Origin of the sequence: Bradyrhizobium sp. BR2003, assembly GCF_009720285.1 — a bacterium.
Classification (GTDB): Bacteria; Pseudomonadota; Alphaproteobacteria; order Rhizobiales; family Xanthobacteraceae; genus Bradyrhizobium; species Bradyrhizobium elkanii.
This window is the reverse complement of record NZ_SMYJ01000025.1, coordinates 89,359-110,973: the sequence shown is the minus strand read 5'-3', so window position 1 is coordinate 110,973 and position 21,615 is coordinate 89,359. Positions and strand designations below refer to the sequence as shown.

Annotated in this window: 18 protein-coding genes; 9 read left to right on the top strand and 9 right to left on the bottom strand. The window is 62.7% G+C overall.

Going from position 1 to position 21,615, the window contains the following annotated elements; all coding sequences use genetic code 11:
• The first annotated feature begins 2 nt into the window (after nucleotides 1-2).
• From E2I15_RS18060 to E2I15_RS18045, 4 genes are all read left to right on the top strand, one after another.
• Entirely contained in the window at nucleotides 3-881 is an 879-nt protein-coding gene (locus E2I15_RS18060; RefSeq protein WP_137478537.1) for an NAD-dependent epimerase/dehydratase family protein, read from the top strand.
• Nucleotides 882-915: 34 nt separating this feature from the next.
• A complete protein-coding gene (gene wecB / locus E2I15_RS18055; protein ID WP_137478536.1) occupies nucleotides 916-1,962 on the top strand; it encodes a non-hydrolyzing UDP-N-acetylglucosamine 2-epimerase in 1,047 nt (348 codons plus the stop codon).
• A 135-nt stretch (nucleotides 1,963-2,097) separates the two neighbouring features.
• Nucleotides 2,098-3,402: a nucleotide sugar dehydrogenase gene (locus E2I15_RS18050; RefSeq protein ID WP_137478535.1), complete on the top strand. Its 1,305-nt coding sequence runs from the start codon at nucleotides 2,098-2,100 to the stop codon at nucleotides 3,400-3,402.
• 399 nt (nucleotides 3,403-3,801) lie between these two features.
• Complete coding sequence (locus E2I15_RS18045) at nucleotides 3,802-5,175, top strand: D-glucuronyl C5-epimerase family protein (protein WP_137478534.1); 1,374 nt, start codon at nucleotides 3,802-3,804, stop codon at nucleotides 5,173-5,175.
• A 263-nt stretch (nucleotides 5,176-5,438) separates the two neighbouring features.
• Here the strand turns inward: E2I15_RS18045 and E2I15_RS18040 are convergent, their stop codons facing one another.
• The gene (locus E2I15_RS18040) at nucleotides 5,439-6,800 is read right to left on the bottom strand and encodes a hypothetical protein (protein ID WP_137478533.1); all 1,362 of its coding nucleotides are present in this window, start codon (nucleotides 6,798-6,800) and stop codon (nucleotides 5,439-5,441) included.
• A 471-nt stretch (nucleotides 6,801-7,271) separates the two neighbouring features.
• Here E2I15_RS18040 and E2I15_RS18035 point away from each other — a divergent pair, with 471 nt between their 5' ends.
• From E2I15_RS18035 to E2I15_RS18025, 3 genes are read left to right on the top strand one after another with little or no spacing between them, the layout of a single operon-like run.
• The gene (locus E2I15_RS18035) at nucleotides 7,272-8,333 is read left to right on the top strand and encodes a Gfo/Idh/MocA family protein (RefSeq protein WP_155262450.1); all 1,062 of its coding nucleotides are present in this window, start codon (nucleotides 7,272-7,274) and stop codon (nucleotides 8,331-8,333) included.
• Complete coding sequence (locus E2I15_RS18030; RefSeq protein WP_018272672.1) at nucleotides 8,330-8,797, top strand: acyltransferase; 468 nt, start codon at nucleotides 8,330-8,332, stop codon at nucleotides 8,795-8,797. Before E2I15_RS18035 ends, E2I15_RS18030 begins: the two co-directional genes overlap by 4 nt.
• 18 nt (nucleotides 8,798-8,815) lie before the next feature.
• Nucleotides 8,816-9,913, top strand: coding sequence for a DegT/DnrJ/EryC1/StrS family aminotransferase (locus E2I15_RS18025; protein WP_137480262.1), 1,098 nt, complete (start codon nucleotides 8,816-8,818; stop codon nucleotides 9,911-9,913).
• Nucleotides 9,914-10,046: 133 nt separating this feature from the next.
• Here the strand turns inward: E2I15_RS18025 and E2I15_RS18020 are convergent, their stop codons facing one another.
• Entirely contained in the window at nucleotides 10,047-10,577 is a 531-nt protein-coding gene (locus E2I15_RS18020) for an HAD family hydrolase (RefSeq protein WP_137480260.1), read from the bottom strand.
• A 104-nt stretch (nucleotides 10,578-10,681) separates the two neighbouring features.
• On the bottom strand, nucleotides 10,682-11,905 hold the full coding sequence (locus E2I15_RS18015; protein ID WP_137480258.1) for a phenylacetate--CoA ligase family protein: 1,224 nt from the start codon (nucleotides 11,903-11,905) through the stop codon (nucleotides 10,682-10,684).
• Between the two features lie 95 nt (nucleotides 11,906-12,000).
• Here E2I15_RS18015 and E2I15_RS18010 point away from each other — a divergent pair, with 95 nt between their 5' ends.
• Nucleotides 12,001-13,152 (top strand): AGE family epimerase/isomerase, encoded by a 1,152-nt coding sequence (locus E2I15_RS18010; protein ID WP_137480256.1) that lies wholly within the window; start codon nucleotides 12,001-12,003, stop codon nucleotides 13,150-13,152.
• A 64-nt stretch (nucleotides 13,153-13,216) separates the two neighbouring features.
• Here the strand turns inward: E2I15_RS18010 and E2I15_RS18005 are convergent, their stop codons facing one another.
• From E2I15_RS18005 to E2I15_RS17980, 6 genes are all read right to left on the bottom strand, one after another.
• A complete protein-coding gene (locus E2I15_RS18005; RefSeq protein ID WP_137480254.1) occupies nucleotides 13,217-14,056 on the bottom strand; it encodes an ABC transporter ATP-binding protein in 840 nt (279 codons plus the stop codon).
• 167 nt (nucleotides 14,057-14,223) lie between these two features.
• Nucleotides 14,224-15,507, bottom strand: a complete 1,284-nt coding sequence (locus E2I15_RS18000; RefSeq protein WP_038386955.1) for an ABC transporter substrate-binding protein — start codon at nucleotides 15,505-15,507, stop codon at nucleotides 14,224-14,226.
• 60 nt (nucleotides 15,508-15,567) lie between these two features.
• On the bottom strand, nucleotides 15,568-16,641 hold the full coding sequence (locus E2I15_RS17995) for a branched-chain amino acid ABC transporter permease (protein WP_057020451.1): 1,074 nt from the start codon (nucleotides 16,639-16,641) through the stop codon (nucleotides 15,568-15,570).
• A gap of 3 nt (nucleotides 16,642-16,644) precedes the next feature.
• Nucleotides 16,645-17,538, bottom strand: a complete 894-nt coding sequence (locus E2I15_RS17990) for a branched-chain amino acid ABC transporter permease (RefSeq protein ID WP_028343071.1) — start codon at nucleotides 17,536-17,538, stop codon at nucleotides 16,645-16,647.
• Between the two features lie 139 nt (nucleotides 17,539-17,677).
• Entirely contained in the window at nucleotides 17,678-19,606 is a 1,929-nt protein-coding gene (locus E2I15_RS17985; protein ID WP_137480252.1) for a long-chain fatty acid--CoA ligase, read from the bottom strand.
• Nucleotides 19,603-20,424 (bottom strand): ABC transporter ATP-binding protein, encoded by an 822-nt coding sequence (locus tag E2I15_RS17980; RefSeq protein WP_016847995.1) that lies wholly within the window; start codon nucleotides 20,422-20,424, stop codon nucleotides 19,603-19,605. The genes E2I15_RS17985 and E2I15_RS17980 overlap by 4 nt, the downstream gene beginning before the upstream one ends.
• Nucleotides 20,425-20,824: 400 nt before the next feature.
• On the opposite strand from E2I15_RS17980, the gene E2I15_RS17975 reads away from it, so the two are divergent.
• Nucleotides 20,825-21,499 carry a Crp/Fnr family transcriptional regulator gene (locus tag E2I15_RS17975; protein ID WP_028343069.1) on the top strand — a complete coding sequence of 225 codons (675 nt, stop codon included), beginning with the start codon at nucleotides 20,825-20,827 and terminating at the stop codon, nucleotides 21,497-21,499.
• Nucleotides 21,500-21,615: the final 116 nt, after the last annotated feature.

Here is a 21,615-nt window from a genome sequence, read left to right as displayed (position 1 = left end):
ACATGCGGATATTGCTGACAGGGGCCACCGGGTTTGTCGGCTCTACACTTGGTCCTCGGCTAGTTGCCGCGGGTCACGAGCTCTTTTGTGTTTGCCGGCCCGAATCGCCGGTCGCTTTCGGCGACAAGGTGATTTGGGACGGGCGGGCGAAAATCGACTTCCCCAAGCTGTTTGGCAAGGTCGACGTCGTCATTCATCTCGCGCAGTCGCGCAACTACCGTCATTTTCCGGCGGATGCGGGCGACATGTTTGCGGTCAACGTGGCGATGACGATGTTCCTGCTCGAATGGGCAGCGAAATCCAAGGTCAAACAGTTCTGCCTGGTGTCATCCGGAGCCGTATACGAGCCGTTCGTCGGCTCCCTGAAGGAAGACAAATCGCTGGCTCCCGCCGGCTTTTTGGGGGCGAGCAAGCTTGCGTCGGAGATCATCGCAAGGCCGTTCGCCAGCGTCTTCGCATTGAACATCTTGAGACTGTTTTTTCCCTACGGACCCGGTCAACATGGTCGTCTCATCCCGGAGCTCATACGTCGAGTTCGTGACGGCACGGCGGTTCACTTGACCGACAACGGCGAGGGCGTTCGTCTGACGCCGACTCTTGTCGATGATGTCGTCGAAGTCATCCTTGCAAGCGTCACGCACGGCTGGACGGAAACGCTGAATGTTGCGACGCCAGAGATGCTGACGATTCGTCAAATTGCCAATATGATCGGCAGGCAGCTCGGTGTTGAGCCGAAATTCGAGCTCGTCAAGACACCGTCGGCCAGCATCGTTCCCGATCTCGGTCGGCTTGCAAGCCGGTTTCAGCTCGATCGTTTCACGCGATTTGAGGACGGCTTGCGCAAGACCATAAGCACTGATCTTCCACGCAGCACCACATGACGATCAACCCTGTACCAGTCTCTAGGGAGTACCCGTGAAGATCCTCACTGTCGTCGGCGCGCGGCCGCAGTTCATCAAAGCGGCGGCCATCAGTCGCGCAATTCGGGAAACCGGCGGGCTTACCGAGGTGATGATCCATACCGGTCAACACTTCGATGCGAACATGTCTGCGGTGTTTTTCGAAGAACTAGACATTCCGGAGCCTCGCCATCACCTCGATATCAACGGCGGTGGCCACGGAGATATGACCGGACGGATGCTGGCGGCCATTGAGCCGATCCTGCTCGCAGAGAAGCCCGACTGGGTCGTCGTCTACGGCGACACGAACTCCACACTAGCCGGGTCGCTCGCGGCCTCCAAGCTGCACATCCCGGTGGCTCACGTAGAGGCAGGGCTTCGTTCGTTCAACCGGCGCATGCCCGAGGAAATCAATCGGCTGGTCACCGACCATCTCTCGACGATGCATCTTTGCCCAACCGCGACCGCCGTCGCAAATCTCGCGGCCGAAGGCGTCACCGACGGCGTTCATCACGTCGGCGACGTCATGTATGACGCCACGCTGTTCGCTATCGACAGGGCTGCAAAGAACTCGACGATACTTTCTGATCTGTCCCTGTCGCCGAAGGAATATGCCATCGCTACGGTGCATCGCGCGGAGAACACCGATGACCCGCGGAACCTTCGCGCTATCGTGCACTTTCTGCAGGAGCACGCGAAGCAGTACCAGATAGTCGTGCCATTGCACCCGCGGACCCGGCAGGCCGCAGTCCGAATGGGAGTGAGCCTGGATGGGCTAAGGGTTATTGATCCGATCGGCTATCTAGACATGGCGAAACTGTTACACCACGCTGTAGAGGTCTATACGGATTCCGGCGGACTTCAAAAGGAAGCCTATTTCCACCGTGTACCGTGCACGACACTCCGTGACGAAACCGAGTGGACCGAGACGATTGAGAACGGGTGGAACCGGCTCTGGAAGGGGCCGGCGCGTGCCGAACGCCGAGAGATCGGGGAATACGGGCAGGGGCGGGCAGCCTTCGCGATTTCCGGTCTGCTGAAAACCGGAATCCAGATGCAGTGATCTAAGTTCGACGAAAACTGCCCTCTTTGGGGTTGTTCGCCGACCAAGGCTAGTCTAGGAAACCGGTGCAGGCTGTCCTTTTCTGCGCATCCATTAATCCGAAATGCCGCTATGCCCGGCTCACGAGTCTCAACAATGAACTCCGACCTGATCGAGAAGCTCGACCGTAAAACGGCGAAGATTGGCATCGTTGGCTTGGGCTATGTCGGCCTCCCGCTGTTGCTTCGCTATTGCGAGGTTGGCTACCAGGTCATCGGCTTCGACATCGACCAACGCAAGGTTGATCAGCTTCAAGGCGGCCACTCCTACATCGAGCATATTCCGGCTTCGAGCGTGAAGGCTGCAAACGAGCGTGGCTTTGAAGCCACAACGGATTTTTCCAGAGCCAAGGAAGTGGACGCGCTGATTCTTTGCGTTCCTACTCCACTCAATAAGTATCGCGAACCCGATCTTAGCTTCGTGTTGAGTACGACGGAGTCGTTGCTGCCCTATCTGCACCAGGGCATGATCATATCGCTTGAGAGCACGACCTACCCCGGCACGACTGAAGAGGAGTTGAGGCCGCGCGTCGAGAGCCGTGGGCTAAGGGTAGGAAGCGACGTATTTCTGGTCTTTTCGCCGGAGCGCGAAGATCCCGGCAATCAAAACTTCACGACGCGATCCATTCCGAAGGTGTGCGGCGGCTGTACGCCGGCGTGCCTCGAGGCGGGCATCGCGCTCTATCGGCAGGTGATCGACAAGGTTGTCCCGGTGAGCTCGACTCAAGCCGCCGAACTCACCAAGCTCCTGGAGAATATCCACCGTTCGGTCAACATCGGCCTCGTCAACGAGATGAAGATGGTCGCCGACCGGATGGGCATCGACATTCACGAAGTGATCCGCGCCGCAGCAACCAAGCCGTTCGGATTCGTGCCCTATTATCCCGGCCCGGGAATTGGTGGTCACTGCATTCCGATCGATCCGTTCTACCTGACTTGGAAAGCGCGCGAATTCGGTATGCACACGCGCTTCATCGAGCTTGCTGGTGAGATCAATTCGTCGATGCCGGACTATGTGGTTTCGAAACTCTCGCTTGCGCTCAACCAGCGCAACAAGTCGATCAACGGCAGTTCGGTGCTTGTACTGGGGATTGCATACAAGAAGAATGTCGATGATGTTCGCGAGTCACCATCCGTGTTGCTCATGGAGAGGCTTCGGGATCTCGGCGCCAAGGTGGCGTATAGCGACCCGCACGTGGCTTCATTCCCGAAAATGCGCGCGCATTCGTTCGACCTGTCGAGCGTGGCGCTGACTGCCGATAACCTGCGGCGTTTCGATTGCGTCCTGCTCGCAACTGATCACGATAAGTTTGACTATGAGTTGATTCGGGCACAGGCACCGCTGATTGTCGATTGTCGCGGCAAATTCATTCAGTCGGCCGACAACGTGGTTCGCGCGTAAACGCGAGCGAGCGGGCGCCGGCTGTTTTGGTGATCGAGCCGAGAGCCGCCTAATGGCATCATCAACCGGGCCGGTCGTGGCGCGGACGCTGCGATGATCGCTGCCGTCGTCCAGGCGCTGAAGGCGACGAGGTGATCGGCCCGTCCGGAGCAGTTTGGGTGACGGTAGCCACCAAGCCGGTCAACTTCCGCAAGGGAACGGAGGGCTTGCGATGCTGGTGCGCGAGCACAGCCGCCCAGCCGCGCCTTCACAGCGCGTCTTCGAATCGCAGGCAGATTGGAAGCGTGTGGGGCGGTCATGGCACGTTGGGAGCGGTCATGGATTGCCGATCTTGGATGTGTGGTGTTGGCACGACCTTCCCCCGGGGGTCTACGACTTTGTGCGACTTGAGGAATTCAAATGACTAGAACGACCGCCGCTCTGTTCACGGCAATCTTTATCATTGGAGGCGCCGCCAGAGCTGAACCAATGCAGTCGACGACGACTGAATCGTCTCCCTATCTCGGCATTCCAGCTCTCGTCGAACACAAGAACGCGCAATTCCTGCGACCTTACTTCGCTATAAGGGCCGGCTTGCGAGTGCGCTACGTTAAGAATATCTTCTCGACCTACCAACCAGACATGATGTGGTTCCCCTCGATCGAGAACGGCAGGCAGATTCTCGCCTGGCAGACATTTGACGGATCGGCCGGCCTTTACGGTGTGTTCCCTGGTAGTGAGCTTGAGCTGGTCGATGACACTTTGTACGATTTCGGGGTTGGCACGCTCTTCGTTAAGGTCAAATCGAAGGATAAGCCGGAGAGTTACCTTCCATTAGAAACGCTTGTCGGGGAGACAGAGCCCGCAAACTCCGCGTTGTTGGCTGCTTCTGATGGGTCTCAGTTTTACAGGCATGCGTCGGTAGAGTTTGATGGCATAAGGCTCTACGAACAAACCGTCAGTCATGATCGGAAACAGTTCGAGAAGTTTGTTAGTCTGCTCGCTCGCCCAGAAGACTACGCCACTCAACTTTCCGGCGGACAGCTTGGCGGCGTTCACCCGTTGTTCGCCGCCTCATCGGTACGCGGAATGCTCTTCACTGCTCTATCGGACGGGATAGCGCCTGAGCAAAAGGCCGACGCGATCGCCTCAGCCGAGATCTTCGCCAAGCATTATATCAGTTCGGCAAAAAGAGAGGTTGCGCCCGGCGTCTTCGCTTGGCCATATAACTTCGAATGGACCATGAACTGGGGGATTAAACTGAGCCCGCCCTGGTATTCCGCGTTTGCGAATGGTCAGATCCTGAGTGTGTGTGCTCTCCTTTACCGGCTGACCGGAAAAGATGAATACAAAACGCTCGCAGGCGAGGCCTTCAGCTTCATTAAAACGCCGATATCGTCTGGCGGCTCCGAATATGATGTCTCAGGGTTCAAGCTTCCGGCGGAGTACGTATACCCAACTCCACCTACGCCAAATGTTCGCGTGCTCGACGGAGAACTTGCCGCTTCGATTGCAATCTACAATGCGTCCCGCCTCTTGGGAGATTCCGAGATGCTACGGGTTTCCTTTCGATATTTGGCGAGTCTGGCCATGCAGCTGGATCTCTATACGACTGCAAATGGAGACTTGCGGTTTTCGATGTATGGCGGATCCATGCCGGATGGCTATCGTTGGCCAATGTGGGCCATGTTGCAGGAAGCGGCGATCATCACGAAGGACCGACGGTTTACTGAAGCGGCCCGCAAGCTTACACCGTTCATCGGTAAGGCTTGGTGCGATCAGTACGGTTGCTGACCGCGTTGGCTCTTGTTAGCGTGGCTCCAACACTTCAAGTGTGTCGGAACCAATTCATTTGAGCGCTAGCAGTACGCTCAACCTGTGCCTCATTGCGGCTGGTTTGCTACGCCCTAAGCCTCGGCCCCGATCGGCAGTAGTCACTTACGGTGATCCGCAAGTCTCCTCGTTTCCGAAGGATGCAGGCGCATTCGCTCGATCTGTCGAGTGTTGCGCTCACTGGGGACAATGTGCGTCGCTTCGATTGCGCCCCGAGCGGCGCGCTAGCCGGCACTTGCCGCTTGCAAATGTTCGCTCATAGCAGTCGTCGACGCTGCCGTCTGGTCGAACGCTGACCGCGGCGTAATGTACCAGAGCAGGAACAGGAGCCCGGTGCCGTTCGTCAGCAAGGCTGTCGAAAGCGGTACATTGAGGAGAACCTGGGGGAGGAGCCCCGCGGAGAGCAACACGAATTGCGACGGCAGACCGGACGACAGGCGATTGCCGAGGGCAATGATGAGGCCGCAGCCCAGCGCGGATACCGGGGCGGGCACGAGGCCGACCGAAGCGACGCCTTCGGTGGCGAACAGCGAAGCGTTGAAGGCGCCGAGATCGTAGGCCTTGGCCATCACGGCCCATATCGGCTCGTCATAGGCGCACGCAACCACGAGCTTCAACGCGTTGATCTGGCAGAAATGGGTCAGCGGGTGCGCCGAGAAGTAGTTGTTATAGACTTCAAGTGCGAGCGACGGGATCGCAACCATCCTGGTGTTGACGGTGCCGAAATAAACCAGCGCGGGCTTGAGTGGCAGCACCTCGGCCTTGACCAGGAAGAACAGGATAGTGCCGATCAGGATAGGCAGGAAAAACGACAGGATCGTCGTGACCCTGGCCTCGGCCAGCTTGCAGATCAGCGCGAGAAACAGCAGCCAGACCGGAGCAAACAGCGCCATCTTGGTCAGCATGATCGGGTAGAACATAAGCATCAGAAGCAGGGCGGCCCCTGCCTGCCAGATCCGCTTGCTGGCGACGAAGCAGGCAAAGGCGAACGGCAACAGGGCGTTCGAGACGATCCAGACCGCATATCGCAGGACGCCCGGCAACGCGAGTTCCGCGCGATATTTGTAGATCTCGGCGAGATCGACCAGCTTGAGGTTGTAGAGAGACCCGATGCCGATGATTGCGGCCGAGGCAATCAGGATGACGGAAGGCATCATGTGAAAGGCGCGCACCGGGATGACGACGGCCTGCCGCACCGGCGCCGTGATGAACAGCACGGGGGCGAGGAATGCGAGCGCCGAAAGCACGATCGAGGCGAGCGCCAGGCGGTGATCGTAATCGAGCACCGAAAATTCGATCAGCCAGAGATACCCCAGGACCATGATGTAGAAGTAGAAGCCGACGAGATAGCCAAAGCTGAAGCGACTGATTGCGAACAGGATGACGACCGGACTGAACGCCAGTACGTTGACGATTGCGGACGCCAGGTGCGCCTTGTCGAAGGCGATGACACCCGGGAAGGAATCGATGATCGTGATGCAGTACAGCGAGATGCAGCACACCACGACGTGGGCATAGGCAAGCAGGGCAAGCTTGGCCTGGCGCCATCCGAAACCAGGCTCCAGCTGACTAACGCGATCGTTCATTCTCACCTACCGCCGTATCGGGCTGTGCGTTTGGACCGTCTCGTGGATAGTCATCGTATTCGGCAGACTAGCCAAGCGATCGCCAACCGATGCCGCCTTTTTGAGCCAGGGGCATGGCACGACGCCGATAAGACGACAAGAACAATGCTGGTCCTTCATCCTATTATTCCTGGTTAATAACGCAAATGCCGCTTGTTGCTCCGGGGGTAGGGCAGCGGTTGTCCCGGATCGGATCGCTGTTGCCCGGCGAGGCTTGTCGCAAGGACCTTTGCCACGCTCACAGAGGCCAAGCGCGCCGAGGCCGCGCGAAATCGTGGTGCCGCGGCCGCGCCGCCTGGCTGGTGCATGGCCTTGCCTTAACCCGAGTTTTCTGGGTAATGGACGTTGTCGCGCGGCTCGCAAGGCCGCTTGTTCCCTCGGCTCTTCGGCCGGCTGCAATGGCCGGCCACGAGACAAGACAGGGCCTGTTGCATGATCAGATTTGGCCTGCTCGGGTGCGGGCGTATCGCCAAGCGTCACTCGGATCTCCTGGGTGGCAATCACATCGAGGGAGCGAGCCTGGTCGCAGTCTGCGATCCGATCCGCGCGCGCGCCGATGCGGTTGCAGGGAAGTTCGGCGTTGCGGCCCATTACGACATCGACGAATTCCTGGCGCGGAAGGACATCGATGCGGTCGCCGTGCTGACGCCGAGCGGGCTGCATCCCGCGCACGTGATCGCCTGCGCCAAGGCCGGCAAGCACACCGTGGTTGAGAAGCCCATGGCGCTGCGGCTGCAGGACGCCGACGACATGATCCGGGCCTGCGACCAGGCCGGCGTCAAGATGTTCATCGTCAAGCAGAACCGCTTCAACGTGCCGGTGGTCAAGGCGCGCGAGGCGCTCGACGCCGGCCGCTTCGGCAAGCTCATCCTGGGGACGGTCCGGGTGCGCTGGTGCCGCGACCAGGCCTATTACGACCAGGACGATTGGCGCGGCACCTGGGCCTATGACGGCGGCGTGCTGACCAATCAGGCAAGCCACCATGTCGACATGCTGGAGTGGTTCTTCGGCGACGTGGTGAGCGTGCATGCGCGCGCGGCAACGGCGCTGGCCAATATCGAAACCGAGGATACGGCCGTCGCAACGCTGAAGTTCCGCAACGGCGCGCTCGGGATCATCGAGGCGACCACTGCGGCGCGCCCGACCGATCTCGAGGGCTCGCTCTCGATCCTGGGTGAGAAGGGCACCGTCGAGATTTCGGGCTTCGCGGTCAACCAGATCCGGCACTGGCGCTTTGTCGACGAGCTGCCGTCGGACAAGGACGTCGTGGAGAAGTTCTCGGTCAATCCGCCCAACGTCTACGGCTTCGGCCATCAGGCCTATTATCACCATGTGGTCGATTGCCTGGAGAACCAGCGCGCCGCGCTGGTCGACGGGCTCGAGGGCCGCAAGAGCCTGGAGCTGATCTCGGCCCTCTACGAGTCGATCGAGACCGGCGAGGAGGTTGCGCTGCGCTTCACGCCACGGTTGAGCCGGCTGGGCGTCGTTTCGTGAACCGGCCGGAGGTGCATCAGGCCAGCGTGCGCGATGTCGCGTTCGGCGAACGCGTCAAGATCGTCGAGCCCTGCAACCTCTATGGCTGCAAGCTCGGCGACGACTGCTTCGTCGGCCCCTTCACCGAAATCCAGAAGGGCGTGATCGTCGGGGCGCGCACCCGCGTGCAGTCGCATGCCTTCGTCTGCGAGCTCGTCACCATCGGCGAGGATTGTTTCGTCGGACACGGTGTGATGTTCGTCAACGACACGTTCTCCACCGGCGGCCCGGCACGTGGACGCAAGGAGCTGTGGCGCGAGACGGTGATCGGCAACCGGGTGTCGATCGGCTCCAATGCGACGATCATGCCGGTCAGGATCGTCGACGACGTCGTCATCGGCGCCGGATCGGTGGTGACCAAGGACATCACGATATCAGGCACCTATGCCGGCAATCCGGCGCGCCGGCTGCTGACGAGCCAATAGGGCAATAGGGGAACATCGATGGCGGTGCCGTATGCCGACCTGCAACTGCAATACCAGTCCATCAAGGGCGAGATCGACGCTGCGATCGCCGGCGTGGTCCGCGACAACGCCTTCATTCGCGGCAGCTATGTCGACGCCTTCGAGCGCGAATTTGCGGCGGCGGCCGAGGTCGTTCATTGCGTGTCCTGCGCAAACGGCACCGACGCGCTGTACCTTGCCATGCGGGCGCTGAAGGTGAAGCCGGGCGACGAGGTGATCACGACGGCGCATTCCTGGATCTCGACCGCGGCGATGGTCACCCATTCCGGTGCCACCGTCGTATTCTGCGACACCGACGAGGCGACGTTCACGATCGATCCGGCGGCCATCGAGGCCGCGATCACGCCGCGCACGGTCGGCATCATTCCGGTGCACCTGTACGGCCAGCCCGCGGATATGGACGCGATCATGGCGATCGCGCAGAAGCACAAGCTGTGGGTGATCGAGGATTGCGCCCAGGCCCATCTGGCGCGCTACAAGGGGCGCATGGTCGGCACGTTCGGTGCGGCCGCGACCTATTCATTCTATCCCGGCAAGAATCTCGGCGCGATGGGCGATGCCGGCGCGGTCGTCACCAGCGACGCGGTGCTCGCCGAGCGGATGGCCATGCTGGCGCGCCATGGTGGACTGGTGAAGCACCAGCACCACATCGAGGGCATCAACAGCCGGCTCGACGGCATGCAGGCGGCGATCCTCTCCGCCAAGCTGCCGCATCTTGCCGCCTGGACCGAGGCGCGGCAGGCCGCGGCCGAGGTCTATGATGTCGGCCTCAACCAGATCGAGGATGTCGTGGTGCCCGAGGTCGCGCCGGCACGCAGCCACGTCTATCACCTCTACACGATCAGGCATCCGCGCCGTGACGCGCTCGCCGCCCATCTCAACGCCAACGGCGTGCAGACCGCGATCAACTATCCCACCGCGCTGCCGTTCCTGCCGGCCTATGCGCGGTTCGATCACCGGCCGGAGCAGTTCCCCAACGCGCATCGCGATCAGGGCCGGATTCTCTCGCTGCCGATGTTCGCAGAGATCACGCGCCAGCAGCAGGACGAGGTGATCGAGCTGATCCGGAAGTTCTGATCGAGATCGCGGCCTCGCGCCTAGAGCATGATCCGGAAAAGTGCGAAGCGGTTTTCCGAAAAGATCATGCTCAAACAAAGAGCTAAAGCGCGACGATTGAGCCCGATCTTATCACGCTTTAGCGCTATGGTCTTCAGCTCCCGAGCAGCAGAGGCCTCAGAAACAGCGCCAGATTGGAGCCTGAGAACAGGTAGCCCTTCAGCCCGGCCGCACGTGCCGCCTCGAGATCCGTCGGCTGATCCCCGACCAGAAAGCTGCGTTCGACGTCGACCGGAAAGCGTTCCAGCAGGTCATTGATCATGCCCGGCGACGGTTTGCGCCGGTGGCTGACCTGCCGATATCGTTCAACCGTCCCTTCAGGATGGAACGGGCAGTATTCGAAGGCGTCGATATGCGCGCCGATCCTGCCAAGCTCATCGGCCATCCAGTCGTGAAGCTGCCGGACGTGCGTCTCCTCATAGAGACCCCTCGCGACGCCTGACTGGTTGGTCACGACAAACGCAAAATAGCCCATGTCGTTGACGGCCTTGACCGCCTCGCGCGCGCCGTCGATCCAGACCAGCCTGTGGCTTTCGAACAGGTAACCGATGTCCTGGTTCAGGACGCCGTCCCGATCGAAGAACACGGCCGGCCTTCGCGGCTGATCTCCGGAAGCGCTGCTCATGAGGTGATGATCCGTCCGTCTCCACGACGCATGAGCTAGCTCAATAGTTCACAACGCCGCGCGCGACAAATCTGGACCGATCACGCCCCGTGTAGTCTCGACGGTTATCGCTCGTCCGCAATCACCTTGCCGTCGTTCGGCAGCGAGCCGGTGCCGACGAACTCGACGGTGCCCCCCAGCTTGGTGACCGCACGCAGCGTCGCTGCAACTTCGCTCAACAGGGCATCCGGCGCCGAGGCACATTCGGCTCTCAGCGTCATCGCGTCGGCCTCGCCGGCCCGCGTGACGACGAGGCGCAGCCGTCCGAGCTCGGGATGGCGCTTGCCGATCTCCGCGATCTGCTCGGGGCGAACGAACATCCCCTTCACCTTGGTGGTCTGGTCGGCGCGGCCCATCCAGCCCTTGATTCGCATGTTGGTGCGTCCGCACCGGCTCGCGCCGGGCAGGGCGGCGGTCAGGTCGCCGAGCGCGAGGCGAATCCAGGGATGGTGCGGATCGAGCGAGGTCACCACGATCTCGCCGACGTCACCCGGCGCAACGGGATCGCCGGTGCCGGGCTTGACGATCTCCAGGATCAGGTCCTCGTTGACCGTCATTCCCTCGCGCGCCGGCGTCTCGAACGCGATCAGGCCGAGATCGGCGGTGCCGAAGGCCTGATAAGCCTCGACGCCGCGCGACTTCATCTCCTCCTGCAGCGATTTCGGAAATGCCGCGCCTGACACCAGCGCGCGCCTGATCGAGGATACGTCGCGGCCGGCGGTGGCGGCGGCGTCGAGCAGGATCTTCAGGAAGTCCGGGGTGCCGCTATAGCCGACCGGGCGATAGGCCTCGATCAGCTCGAATTGCTGCTCGGTATTGCCGGGGCCTGCCGGGATCACCGCACAGCCGAGCGCCCGCGCCGAGGCGTCGAAGATGAAGCCGCCCGGGGTGAGGTGATAGCTGAAGGTGTTCAGCACCACATCCCCCTCGCGAAAGCCTGCCGCGAACAGCGCCCGCGCCCCGCGCCAGGGGTCCGCCTGGCGGCCCTCGGGCTCGAAGATCGGTCCGGGCGAGGTGAACAGCCGGGCGAACGCGCCGGGCGTGTCGGCCACGAAGCCGCCGAACGGCGGGGCGGCCTTGTGCAGGGCCGGCAGTTCCGACTTGCGCAGCACGGGCAGCCCCGCCAGCGCCTCCCGCCTGGTGATGGAGGCGGGATCGGTGCCTCTCAGCAAATTGGCATAGGCGGGCGCTGCCATCGCCTTGCGCAGCACCTCGGGCAGCCGGGCGAACAACGCGGCCTCGCGCTCGGCCGGATCGCGCGTTTCAAGGGCGTCGTAATGGTCGGTCATGGCAGGTCCTTGAGAGGATGTGCGCGGGTTGCGTGCCGGTCCACCCGTGCTATCAGACGGTGACCGCTGACATTGGGACGGTTCCAGGGAGCACGATGGCTGAGGCAGAGAGCGTTGCGGCGGACCGGGCCGCCGACGTCGTCGCGAGGCTGAAGCGCCGCATCGTTGGCCAGGCCCTGCCGCTGTGGTCGACCGCAGGCTGGGACAGCACCGCCGGCGGCTTTGTCGACCGGCTGCACCAGGACGGGACAGCGGACCGCGCTGCACCGCGCCGGATCATGGTGCAGGCGCGCCAGATCTATTGCTACGCCAAGGCGGCCCAGCTCGGCTGGTATCCGGAAGGGCGCGCGATCGCGCTGAAGGGGCTGGACTACCTGCTGGCCAAGGCCAAGGCGCCGGACGGCCGGCCCGGCTTCGTCTACAGCCTGACCGCGGAGGGCGGCGTGCACGATGCGCTGCGCGACACCTATAGCCACGCCTTCGTGCTGCTCGCGCTCGCGACCGCTTATGGCCTCGACCAGGATGCCCAGATCCGCGCCGAGATCGACGCGCTGCTGGCGTTCCTCGATACCCAGCTGCGCTCGCCCCATGGCGGCTTCCACGAGGGCCTGCCGCCGTCGATGCCGCGTCGGCAGAACCCGCAGATGCATCTGTTCGAGGCGATGATCGCCTGCTTCGACGCGACCCACGATTTGTCGTTCCAGAACCGCGCCGGCGATTTCTTCGCGCTGTTCCTGGCCAGCCTCTACGACAAGCAGACGCGAACCCTCGGCGAATATTTCGAGGAGGACTGGTCGAAGATCCCGCCGGTCAGCGTCGAGCCTGGGCACCTCGCGGAATGGGTCTGGCTGCTGAAGGGATTCGAGCGCATCACCGGCTGCCCGACCGGGCGCCCGCGCGGCGAGTTGCTGGCGTCGGCGCTGCGCTATCGCGATGCGGCCACCGGCTGCCTGGTCGACGAGGGCGACGCCGAGGGCAACATCCGCCGCCACACACGGCGGCTGTGGCCGCAGAGCGAGCTGGCGAAGGCGTGGATCGCGCAGGCCGAGTCGGGCGAAGCCGGCGCGGCGGACGAGGCGCGTGCGGCGCTGGTGCTGCTCGAGCGGCACTATCTCGGCCATGCCGTGACCGGCGGCTGGTACGATCAGTTTGACCGCGACGGCAATTCGCTGGTCGCCACGATCCCGGCGTCGTCGTTCTATCATGTGCTTTGCGCGGTCACTGAAGCCGAGCAGGTGCTCGGATAGAACCGCCTTCCTGGTCTGACGCGTCTTCTGCACACGCAACTCCGCCTGAAAACGCTCGATATCCTCATAGCCAGCGCTTGCGCCGCTTGAAGCTCTTCAGGTTCTTGAAGCTCTTGCGCTGGTCGCCGGCGCCGCCAAGGTAGAATTCCTTGACGTCCTCATTGTCGCGCAGCTCGTCGGCGGAGCCGTCGAGCACCACCTTGCCCTGTTCCATGATGTAGCCGTGGCTCGCGACCGACAGCGCGGCGCGCGCATTCTGCTCGACCAGGAGGATCGTGACGCCGAGGTCGCGGTTGATCTCCTTGATGATCGCGAACACTTCCTTGACGAGCAGCGGTGACAACCCCATCGACGGCTCGTCCATCAGGATCATCTTCGGGCGGGCCATCAGTGCGCGGCCGATCGCGAGCATCTGCTGCTCGCCGCCGGAGAGATAGCCGGCGAGGCCGGTGCGCTCCTTCAGGCGCGGGAAATATTTGAATACCATGTCGATGTCATCGGAGACCTCGCCGTCGCGCCGGGTGAAGGCACCGAGCCGCAGGTTCTCCAGCGACGTCATGTCGGCGACGATGCGGCGGCCTTCCATGACCTGGAAGATGCCGCGGCGGACGATCTTGTCCGGATCGATGCCGTTGATGCGCTGGCCCTCGAACAGGATCTCGCCGCGGGTGACCTCGCCATCCTCGGTCTTGAGCAGGCCTGAAATCGCTTTCAGCGTGGTCGACTTGCCGGCGCCGTTGGCGCCAAGCAGCGCAACGATCGCACCCTTCGGCACCTCGAGGCTGAGGCCGCGCAGCACCAGGATGACGTCGTCATAGACGACCTCGATGTTGTTGATGCTGAGCAGCGGCGGCGGCAGGACTGCCGTCGGTCCCGGGCGGGTGGCTTCGAGGGTTTCGTTCATGGCCTGTGTTACCCTTCGATGTCATTGCCGGGCATAGCCGTCCGAAGGATGGCGTCGCTTCCGCTCTCCTATGACCCGGCAATCCATCGATCGGAATACGTCTTCGCTTGACGGATGCGCGGGTCGAGCCCGCGCATGACGATTTGTGGACGTGATCGGCTGCCGCCTCACCACCCAAACCATTCCGGCTTGCGCGGCAGGTCGACGGTCTTCACCTTCTCGAGCTTGATCGTGCCCTTGCCCATCAGGTCGTTGATGTCGCCATCGGTCGCGCCCGAGATCTTCGAGCGATACAGGTCGACCTTCGTGGTCGGGCGGTGATCCTTTTCGGTCCAGGTCGAGGGATTGCAGACGCCGTCCATGCCGGCCGGCACCCAATCCTTCTTCTGGTAGAAGCCCTTGGCGACGTTCTCGCCGGTGGCGCCGCCGTTCTTGGCGGCCCAGTCGAGCGCTTCCTTCAGATAGAGCGCGCTGCAGACCGCGGCGATGTAGTGCACCGGCCGATAGACCTTGCCGGACGGGTCGGACATCTTGGAGATTTCCATCACCGTCTTCATGCCCGGCGCGTTGCCGCCCCAGCTCACCGCCGTGCGGAGCGGGAAGATCACGCCGTCGGCTGCATCGCCGGCGGTCTTCGCCGCATTCTCGTCCATGCCCCAGACATTGCCGAGGAACTGGACATCGACGCCGGCGGTCTTGCAGGCCTTCAGCACCGAGATGTTCGAGGCCGCCGTGTTGCCGAGATAGGCATAATTTGCGCCCGAGCTTTTCAGGCTGAGACACTGCGCCGAGTAGTCGCCGGGCGACAGCGCAAACACCAGCGGCGGCAGCACCTCGAAGCCGAGCTCGGTCGCCAGCGCCTCGCCGGCAGCCTTCGGCGCGTTCGGATACGGATGGTTGGCGCCCATGTGGACGAATTTCGGCTTGCCGGGCTTGCCCTTGGCCTTCCAGTCCTCCGCGGCCCAGGTCAGCATCGCGCGCATCGAGTCCGAATAGCTCGGGCCGTAGAAGAAATTGTACGGCGCGGGCTTGGCCTTGCCGCTGGTGCCTTCCGGATCGGTCAGCGCGGCGGCGTAGGAGCCGGAGATGTCCGGGATCTTGTCCTGCGCCAGGAAGCCGGTGAGGGCCTCGGTATCCGCCGTGCCCCAGCCCATGATCGCTGCGACCTTGCCGTCGGGCGCCGACCATTTCTTGTACAGCGCGATGGCGCGCGGCACCTGGTAGCCATAGTCGTTGCTGTCGACATTGAGCTGCTTGCCGCCGATGCCGCCGTTCTTGTTGACCCAGGCGAAGGTGTCCGCGACGCCCTGGCCATAGGGGGTGCCGACGTCGGACGTGCCGCCCGAGAGGTCCTGCAGATGGCCGATGGCGATCTGCGCCTGCGCGGTGGCGGCAGCGCTGCTGATCAGCAGCGCAAGGGAGACCGAGCTCAAAAGGGATCTAATCGTCATTTTTTCTTTCCTCCTGCTTATTCGTTGAACCGAATTTTGAGTTGCGTTCCGTGCCTTGCGTCAATGCGAGAACGGGTAGAGCTTCCAGTAGGCCTTGATCTGCCGCCAGCGATGCGCGAGGCCGTCCGGCTCGAACATCAAGAAGCCGATGATGATCAGGCCGATCGCGATCTCGCGCAGGAAGGTGATGTTGTTGTTGAGCTGCAGCGCCTTGTCGATGGCGCCGCCCTTCAGCCAGGCGCTCAGCCATTCCATCGATTCCGGCAGCAGCACCACGAAGGCCGTGCCCATCAGCGTGCCCATCACCGAGCCCGTGCCGCCGATGATGACCATGGCGAGGAACAGCACCGAGCGCTCGATGCCAAAGCCTTCCTGCGAGACCACGAGTTGATAGTGTGCGTAGAGCGCGCCGGCGATGCCGGCAAAGAAGGCGGCAAGCCCGAACGACAGCGTGCGGTACTTGGTCAGGTTGATGCCCATAATCTCGGCCGAGAGATAGTGATCGCGGATCGCGACCAGCGCGCGGCCGTCGCGGGTGCGCATCAGATTGGTAACGAGCAAATAGCTGATCACCATGTAGGCGAGCACGACGTAGAAATACTGCCGGTCACCACGCAGGGTGTAGCCGAAGATCGAGAACGGGTTGGCGCTGGCCGGCACCGAGCCGCCCGAGAACCATTCGGCGCGCGAGAAGAAGTCGAGCAGGATGTACTGCGCGGCGAGCGTCGCGATCACGAGATAGAGCCCCTTCAGCCGCGCCGCCGGCACGCCGAAGATCAGGCCGACCAGCGCCGTGACGACGCCGGCGAGGGGGATGGCGAAGAACACCGGGATCGGCGCGTTGTTGGAGATGTAGGCCGAGGTGAACGCGCCGAACAGGAAGAAGGCGGCGTGGCCGATCGAGATCTGGCCGGTGAAGCCGACCAAGACGTTGAGGCCGAGGGCCGCGATCGCGAAGATGCCGATCTGGATCGCGATCGAGAGCAGGTAGTTGGACAGCAGCATCGGCGCGAAGCAGGCGAGCACGATGCCGAGGATCGCGAAATTGCGGCTGGTTGCGGTCGGGAAGATCGTGGTGTCGGCCGCATAGCTGGTGCGGAAGTCGCCCGAGGGGATGAGTGTGCTTGTCGCCATTGATCAGACCCGCTCAATATCCTTGGTGCCGAACAGGCCGTACGGCTTGATCATCAGGATGATGATAAGGACGTAGAACGGCGCGATCTCGTAGAGGTTGCCCCAGTGCAGGTACTGGCTGTCGACATACTGGGCGACGTTTTCCAACAGCCCGATGATGATGCCGCCGAGCACGGCGCCGCCGACCGAGTCGAGCCCGCCCAGGATCGCGGCGGGAAACACCTTGATGCCGTAGGCGGAGAGGCCGGACGACACGCCGTTGACCACGGCGACCACGACCCCGGCGACCGCCGAGACGGTGGCCGAGATCGCCCACGCCATCGCGAACACGTTCTTGACGGAAATGCCGAGCGACTGCGCGACCTGCTGGTTGAAGGCGGTGGCGCGCATCGCAAGGCCGTATTTGGAGGCGCGGAAGAACCAGGCCATGCCGACCATCATGGCGAGCGAGACCACGAGGCTCATGACATAGACGGTCTGGATCTGCAGCCCGAACAGGCTGACCGACTGGCTCTGGAACACGCGCGGGAACGGCTGCGGGTTGACGCCGAAGATCCACTTCAGCGCGGCTTGGAACACCGTCGACAGGCCGATCGTCACCATGATCACGGAGATGATCGGCTCGCCGATCATCGGACGCAGGATCACGACCTGGATCGCGATGCCGAAGATGAACATGAAGACCAGCGTGATCGGCATGCCGACCCAGAACGGCACCTGATACTTCGTCAGCAGCGCCCAGCACACCCAGGCGCCGACCAGCAGCAATTCGCCCTGCGCGAAGTTCACGACCTGCGTCGCCTTGTAGATCAGCACGAACGACATCGCGACCACGCCGTAAAGCGTGCCGACCACGAGACCGTTGACGATCAGCTGAATCAGGAACTGGGTGTTCATGGGGTCTCGCCGAATTTGTGGCTCGTCATCGCCGGGCTTGACCCGGCGATCCATCGCGCAAGAAAGCCGTCCCTGCGAAGAGGATGGATGCGCGGGTCAAGCCCGCGCATGACGATCGGGTATGCCGTTATCGACGGTGTCATTCCGCGGCCTCCGCGAGCACGGCGCGGCCGAGGTCGACGACCTCGAGCGTGGTGCGGACGCGCTGCGTCGAGCCGTCCTGGAAGCGGATCACGGTGTCGACGGGGATGCTGGCCTTGCCGCGGTAGATCGCATCGATGATGTCGGCGTATTTCTCGTTGATCACGCCGCGGCGGACTTTTCGGGTCCGGGTCAGCTCACCGTCATCGGCATCGAGCTCCTTGTAGAGCAGCAGGAAGCGCGAGATGCGTTGCGCCGGCGGCAGGGTGGCGTTGACCGTTTCGACCTCTTTCTTGAGCAGCGCATAGACCTCGGGCCGCGAGGACAGGTCGGTGTAGGTCGTGAACGAGATCCGGTTCTTCTCCGCCCATTTCGAGATGATCGAGTAGCGGATGCAGATCATCGCGGCGAGCGCGTCGCGGCCGGCGCCGAGCACGACAGCTTCTGCGACATAGGGCGAGAACTTCAGCTTGTTCTCGATATATTGCGGCGAGAAGCGCTCGCCGCGCGAGGTCTCGGCGAGATCCTTGATGCGGTCGATCACCACAAGCTGCCGGTTGTCGTTGTAGTAGCCGGCATCGCCCGAATGCATCCAGCCGTCCTTGATATCGGCGACCGAGGCTTCGGGATTCTTGTAATAGCCGTGGAACATGTTGGGATGCCGCACCACGATCTCGCCGACGCCGTTGACGTCGGCATTGTCGATGCGGATCTCGATGTCGTCGGCCATCGGCACGCCGGTGGTGTCGGGATCGACCTTGCCTTCGGGATGCAGCGTGTAGGCGCCGAGCAGCTCGGTCTGGCCGTACAGCGTGCGCAGCGGCACGCCCATCGCCTGGAAGAACTTGAAGGTATCCGGCCCGAGCGCCGCGCCGCCGGTCGCCGCCGAGCGCAGCCGCGAGAAGCCGAGCCGGTCGCGCAGCGCGCGGAACAAGAGCTGGTCGGCGAAAACAGAACGCTTGCCCTCGGCAAGCGCCGCCAGCCCGGTCTTCATGCCGAGGTCATAGAGCCGCTGCTTGAACGGCGAGGCGTCCATCACCCCGGCGCGGACATCGGCCGCGATCGATTCCCAGACCCGCGGCGCGAACAGCACGAAGGTCGGCGCGATCTCGCGGAAGTCGTGCATCATGGTGTCGGGCTCTTCGACGAAGTTGACCTTCATCCGGGAGAGCAGCCCTTTGCCCAGCGCGTAGATCTGTTCCATGATCCAGGGCAGCGGCAGCACCGAAACATATTCGTCGTCCGGCCCCTTCGGATCGAAGGCGAGATAGGTCGCGCAGTGCCGCAGCACGCGCCCGGCCGAGAGCATCGCAAGCTTTGGATTGGCCGTCGTGCCCGAGGTGGTGCAGAGGATCGCGATGTCCTCACCCTTCGTGGCGTCGACCAGCCGTTCGTACAGGCCGGGCTCGCGCGCGGCGCGATCGCGGCCCAGCGCAACGAGCTTGCTCGCCTCCATCAATCGCGGATCGTCGTATTTGCGCATGCCGCGCGGGTCGGAATAGACGATGTGCTTGAGGTGGGGCACGCGATCGGCAAGGCTGAGCAGCTTGTCGACCTGTTCCTCGTCCTCGGCGAAGACCAGCTTGGCCTCGCCATAGGTCAGGAGATAGGCGGCCTCCTCGTCCAGCACGTCGCGGTAGAGGCCGAGGCTCATCGCGCCAATCGCGTGGGCCGCGATCTCGGCGGCGACCCAGTCCGGCCGGTTGTCGCCGATAATGCCGATCACGTCGCCGCGGCCAAGCCCGAGCTCGACCATGCCGAGCGCGAAATCATGGGTGCGGGTATGGTAGTCATTCCAGGTGAATTCGCGCCACAGCCCGAAATCCTTCTCGCGCAGCGCGATCTCTTGGCCGTGTTCCTTCGCGTTCAGGCGCAGCATCTTGGGAAAGGTGTCGGCCTGCGCGGCGCGACCGGCATAATCCATCATGCCGCACTCTCCCGCACCGCCGGCTTGTCGTCGGGGTCGACCAGCACTTCGTCTTCCTCGCCGAGATAGGCGCGCTTGACATGGGGATCGGCGAGCACGGTGGCCGGATCGCCCTCGGCGATCTTGCGGCCGAAATCGAGCACCATGACGCGGTGGGAGATGTCCATCACGACGCCCATGTCGTGCTCGATCATCATCACCGTCATGCCGAACTCTTCGTTGAGATCGACGATGTAACGCGCCATGTCCTCCTTCTCTTCGAAGTTCATGCCGGCCATCGGCTCGTCGAGCAGGATCAGTTGCGGCTCGAGCGCCATCGCGCGGGCGAGCTCGACGCGCTTGCGCAAGCCATAGGGCAGGGTGCCGGCGGTGGCCTTGCGCACCGACTGCAGATCGAGGAAGTCGATGATCTCCTCGACCTTCCGGCGGTGCTCCAACTCCTCGCGGCGCGCACCGGTCAGCCAGTACAGCGATCCCGTGATGAAGTTGTTCTTCAGGAGGTGATGGCGGCCGACCATGATGTTGTCGAGCACGCTCATGTGGTGGAACAGCGCGAGATTCTGGAAGGTTCGGCCGATGCCGAGCCGGGGCCGCGCGTTCGGGTTGAGGCCGGTGATGTCCTGGCCGCGATAGAACAGCTGGCCTTCGGTCGGCCGGTAGCGGCCGGAGATACAGTTGACGATCGAGGTCTTGCCGGCGCCGTTCGGGCCGATGATGGAGAACAGCTCGCCCTCGTTGACGCCGAAGCTCACTTCGGTCAGCGCGCGGACGCCGCCAAAGCGCAATGAGACTCCGCGCACCTCGAGACTATTAGCCACCCTGTTCCCTCCAGATACGGGCGCTTTGGCGCGCTCTTTATCTTCTCTTCGATCTTGCACTTCGATCTTACATGGGCCGCCGAAGGGAGACCATCCGACTATTGATGCCGGCGTTCGGGAGATCGCTCGCCCCGATCGCCTGCGTCATGCGCGGTAACGCCGCACCCCGCCTGCAAGCCCGTCTCTCGCGTCGTCCGCCTTCAGCGATCCATCGTGGAGCTGCGCGACGTTACGCGAGGTGGCTCTGAATACGAGAAAGCGATAGGTTGAATTGTCATGTGCCCGACATTTGGTCAGGAATTTTCGCTGGCATTCCAGGCCCCGGGTCCCTGGCTTCGCGCACGGCTTTGCTGCGGTGCAATATGGTTGCAGTGTCTTGGGGTGGGATGCCGTCGCTAGAATGATTGCTGCTGATTACCTGAGGCGCATCGCGGCCTGGTCGCGCGAACTGAGCGAGCAAGAAATCGAAATCGCGCGCGCCGGCATTTCCGAGAAGTCCTACCGCGCCAACGAATTCATCTTCATGCGCGGCGACAATTTCCAGTACTGGACCGGCATCGTCACCGGGCTGGCGCGCATGGGCATCGTCTCGCGCGGCGGCAAGGCGGCGAGTTTCGCGGGCCTCACCGCAGGCGCGTGGTTCGGCGAGGGGACCGTGCTCAAGAATGAGCCCCGGCGCTACGATGTTGTCGCGCTGCGCGATACGCGCCTTGCGATGATGGATCGCCGGACCTTCGTCTGGCTGTTCGAGAACAGTGTCGGCTTCAACCGATTCCTGGTCGGCTCGCTCAATGAACGGCTCGGCCAGTTCATCGCGCTGCTCGAATATGGCCGCACGCTGGACGCCACGGCGCGACTGGCGCGCTCGATCGCCTCGCTGTTCAATCCGATTCTCTATCCCGACCTGACGCTGCACCTCGAGATCACCCAGGAGGAGATCGGGGCGCTGTCGGGAATCTCCCGGCAGAATGCCAACCAGTGCCTGAAGCGGCTCGAGCGGGAAGGGCTGTTGCGGCTCGAATATGGCGGGGTGACCATCCTCAACCTCGACCGGCTGCGCCACTATGGCGAGTGACGGGTTCCGGGCGCATTGAGCCGTTTTCGCAGACCTAAAGTCCTGATTCCAAACGATTAAGCCATTAGACTTGGGGCAGGCTGGATGCTACAGACCGGCCTTCGTCGGGATCGCGC

Coding starts and splice junctions, on each gene's coding strand:
- E2I15_RS17985 (WP_137480252.1), bottom strand. CDS start 19,606: ATGATGGATTATGCCGGTCGCGCCGCGCAGGCCGACACCTTTCCCAAG.
- E2I15_RS18015 (WP_137480258.1), bottom strand. CDS start 11,905: ATGACCGACCATTACGACGCCCTTGAAACGCGCGATCCGGCCGAGCGC.
- E2I15_RS18020 (WP_137480260.1), bottom strand. CDS start 10,577: ATGAGCAGCGCTTCCGGAGATCAGCCGCGAAGGCCGGCCGTGTTCTTC.
- E2I15_RS18050 (WP_137478535.1), top strand. CDS start 2,098: ATGAACTCCGACCTGATCGAGAAGCTCGACCGTAAAACGGCGAAGATT.
- E2I15_RS18060 (WP_137478537.1), top strand. CDS start 3: ATGCGGATATTGCTGACAGGGGCCACCGGGTTTGTCGGCTCTACACTT.
- E2I15_RS17975 (WP_028343069.1), top strand. CDS start 20,825: ATGATTGCTGCTGATTACCTGAGGCGCATCGCGGCCTGGTCGCGCGAA.
- E2I15_RS18005 (WP_137480254.1), bottom strand. CDS start 14,056: ATGAACGAAACCCTCGAAGCCACCCGCCCGGGACCGACGGCAGTCCTG.
- E2I15_RS18035 (WP_155262450.1), top strand. CDS start 7,272: ATGATCAGATTTGGCCTGCTCGGGTGCGGGCGTATCGCCAAGCGTCAC.
- E2I15_RS17990 (WP_028343071.1), bottom strand. CDS start 17,538: ATGAACACCCAGTTCCTGATTCAGCTGATCGTCAACGGTCTCGTGGTC.
- E2I15_RS18045 (WP_137478534.1), top strand. CDS start 3,802: ATGACTAGAACGACCGCCGCTCTGTTCACGGCAATCTTTATCATTGGA.
- E2I15_RS18025 (WP_137480262.1), top strand. CDS start 8,816: ATGGCGGTGCCGTATGCCGACCTGCAACTGCAATACCAGTCCATCAAG.
- E2I15_RS17995 (WP_057020451.1), bottom strand. CDS start 16,641: ATGGCGACAAGCACACTCATCCCCTCGGGCGACTTCCGCACCAGCTAT.
- E2I15_RS18010 (WP_137480256.1), top strand. CDS start 12,001: ATGGCTGAGGCAGAGAGCGTTGCGGCGGACCGGGCCGCCGACGTCGTC.
- E2I15_RS18040 (WP_137478533.1), bottom strand. CDS start 6,800: ATGAACGATCGCGTTAGTCAGCTGGAGCCTGGTTTCGGATGGCGCCAG.
- E2I15_RS18000 (WP_038386955.1), bottom strand. CDS start 15,507: ATGACGATTAGATCCCTTTTGAGCTCGGTCTCCCTTGCGCTGCTGATC.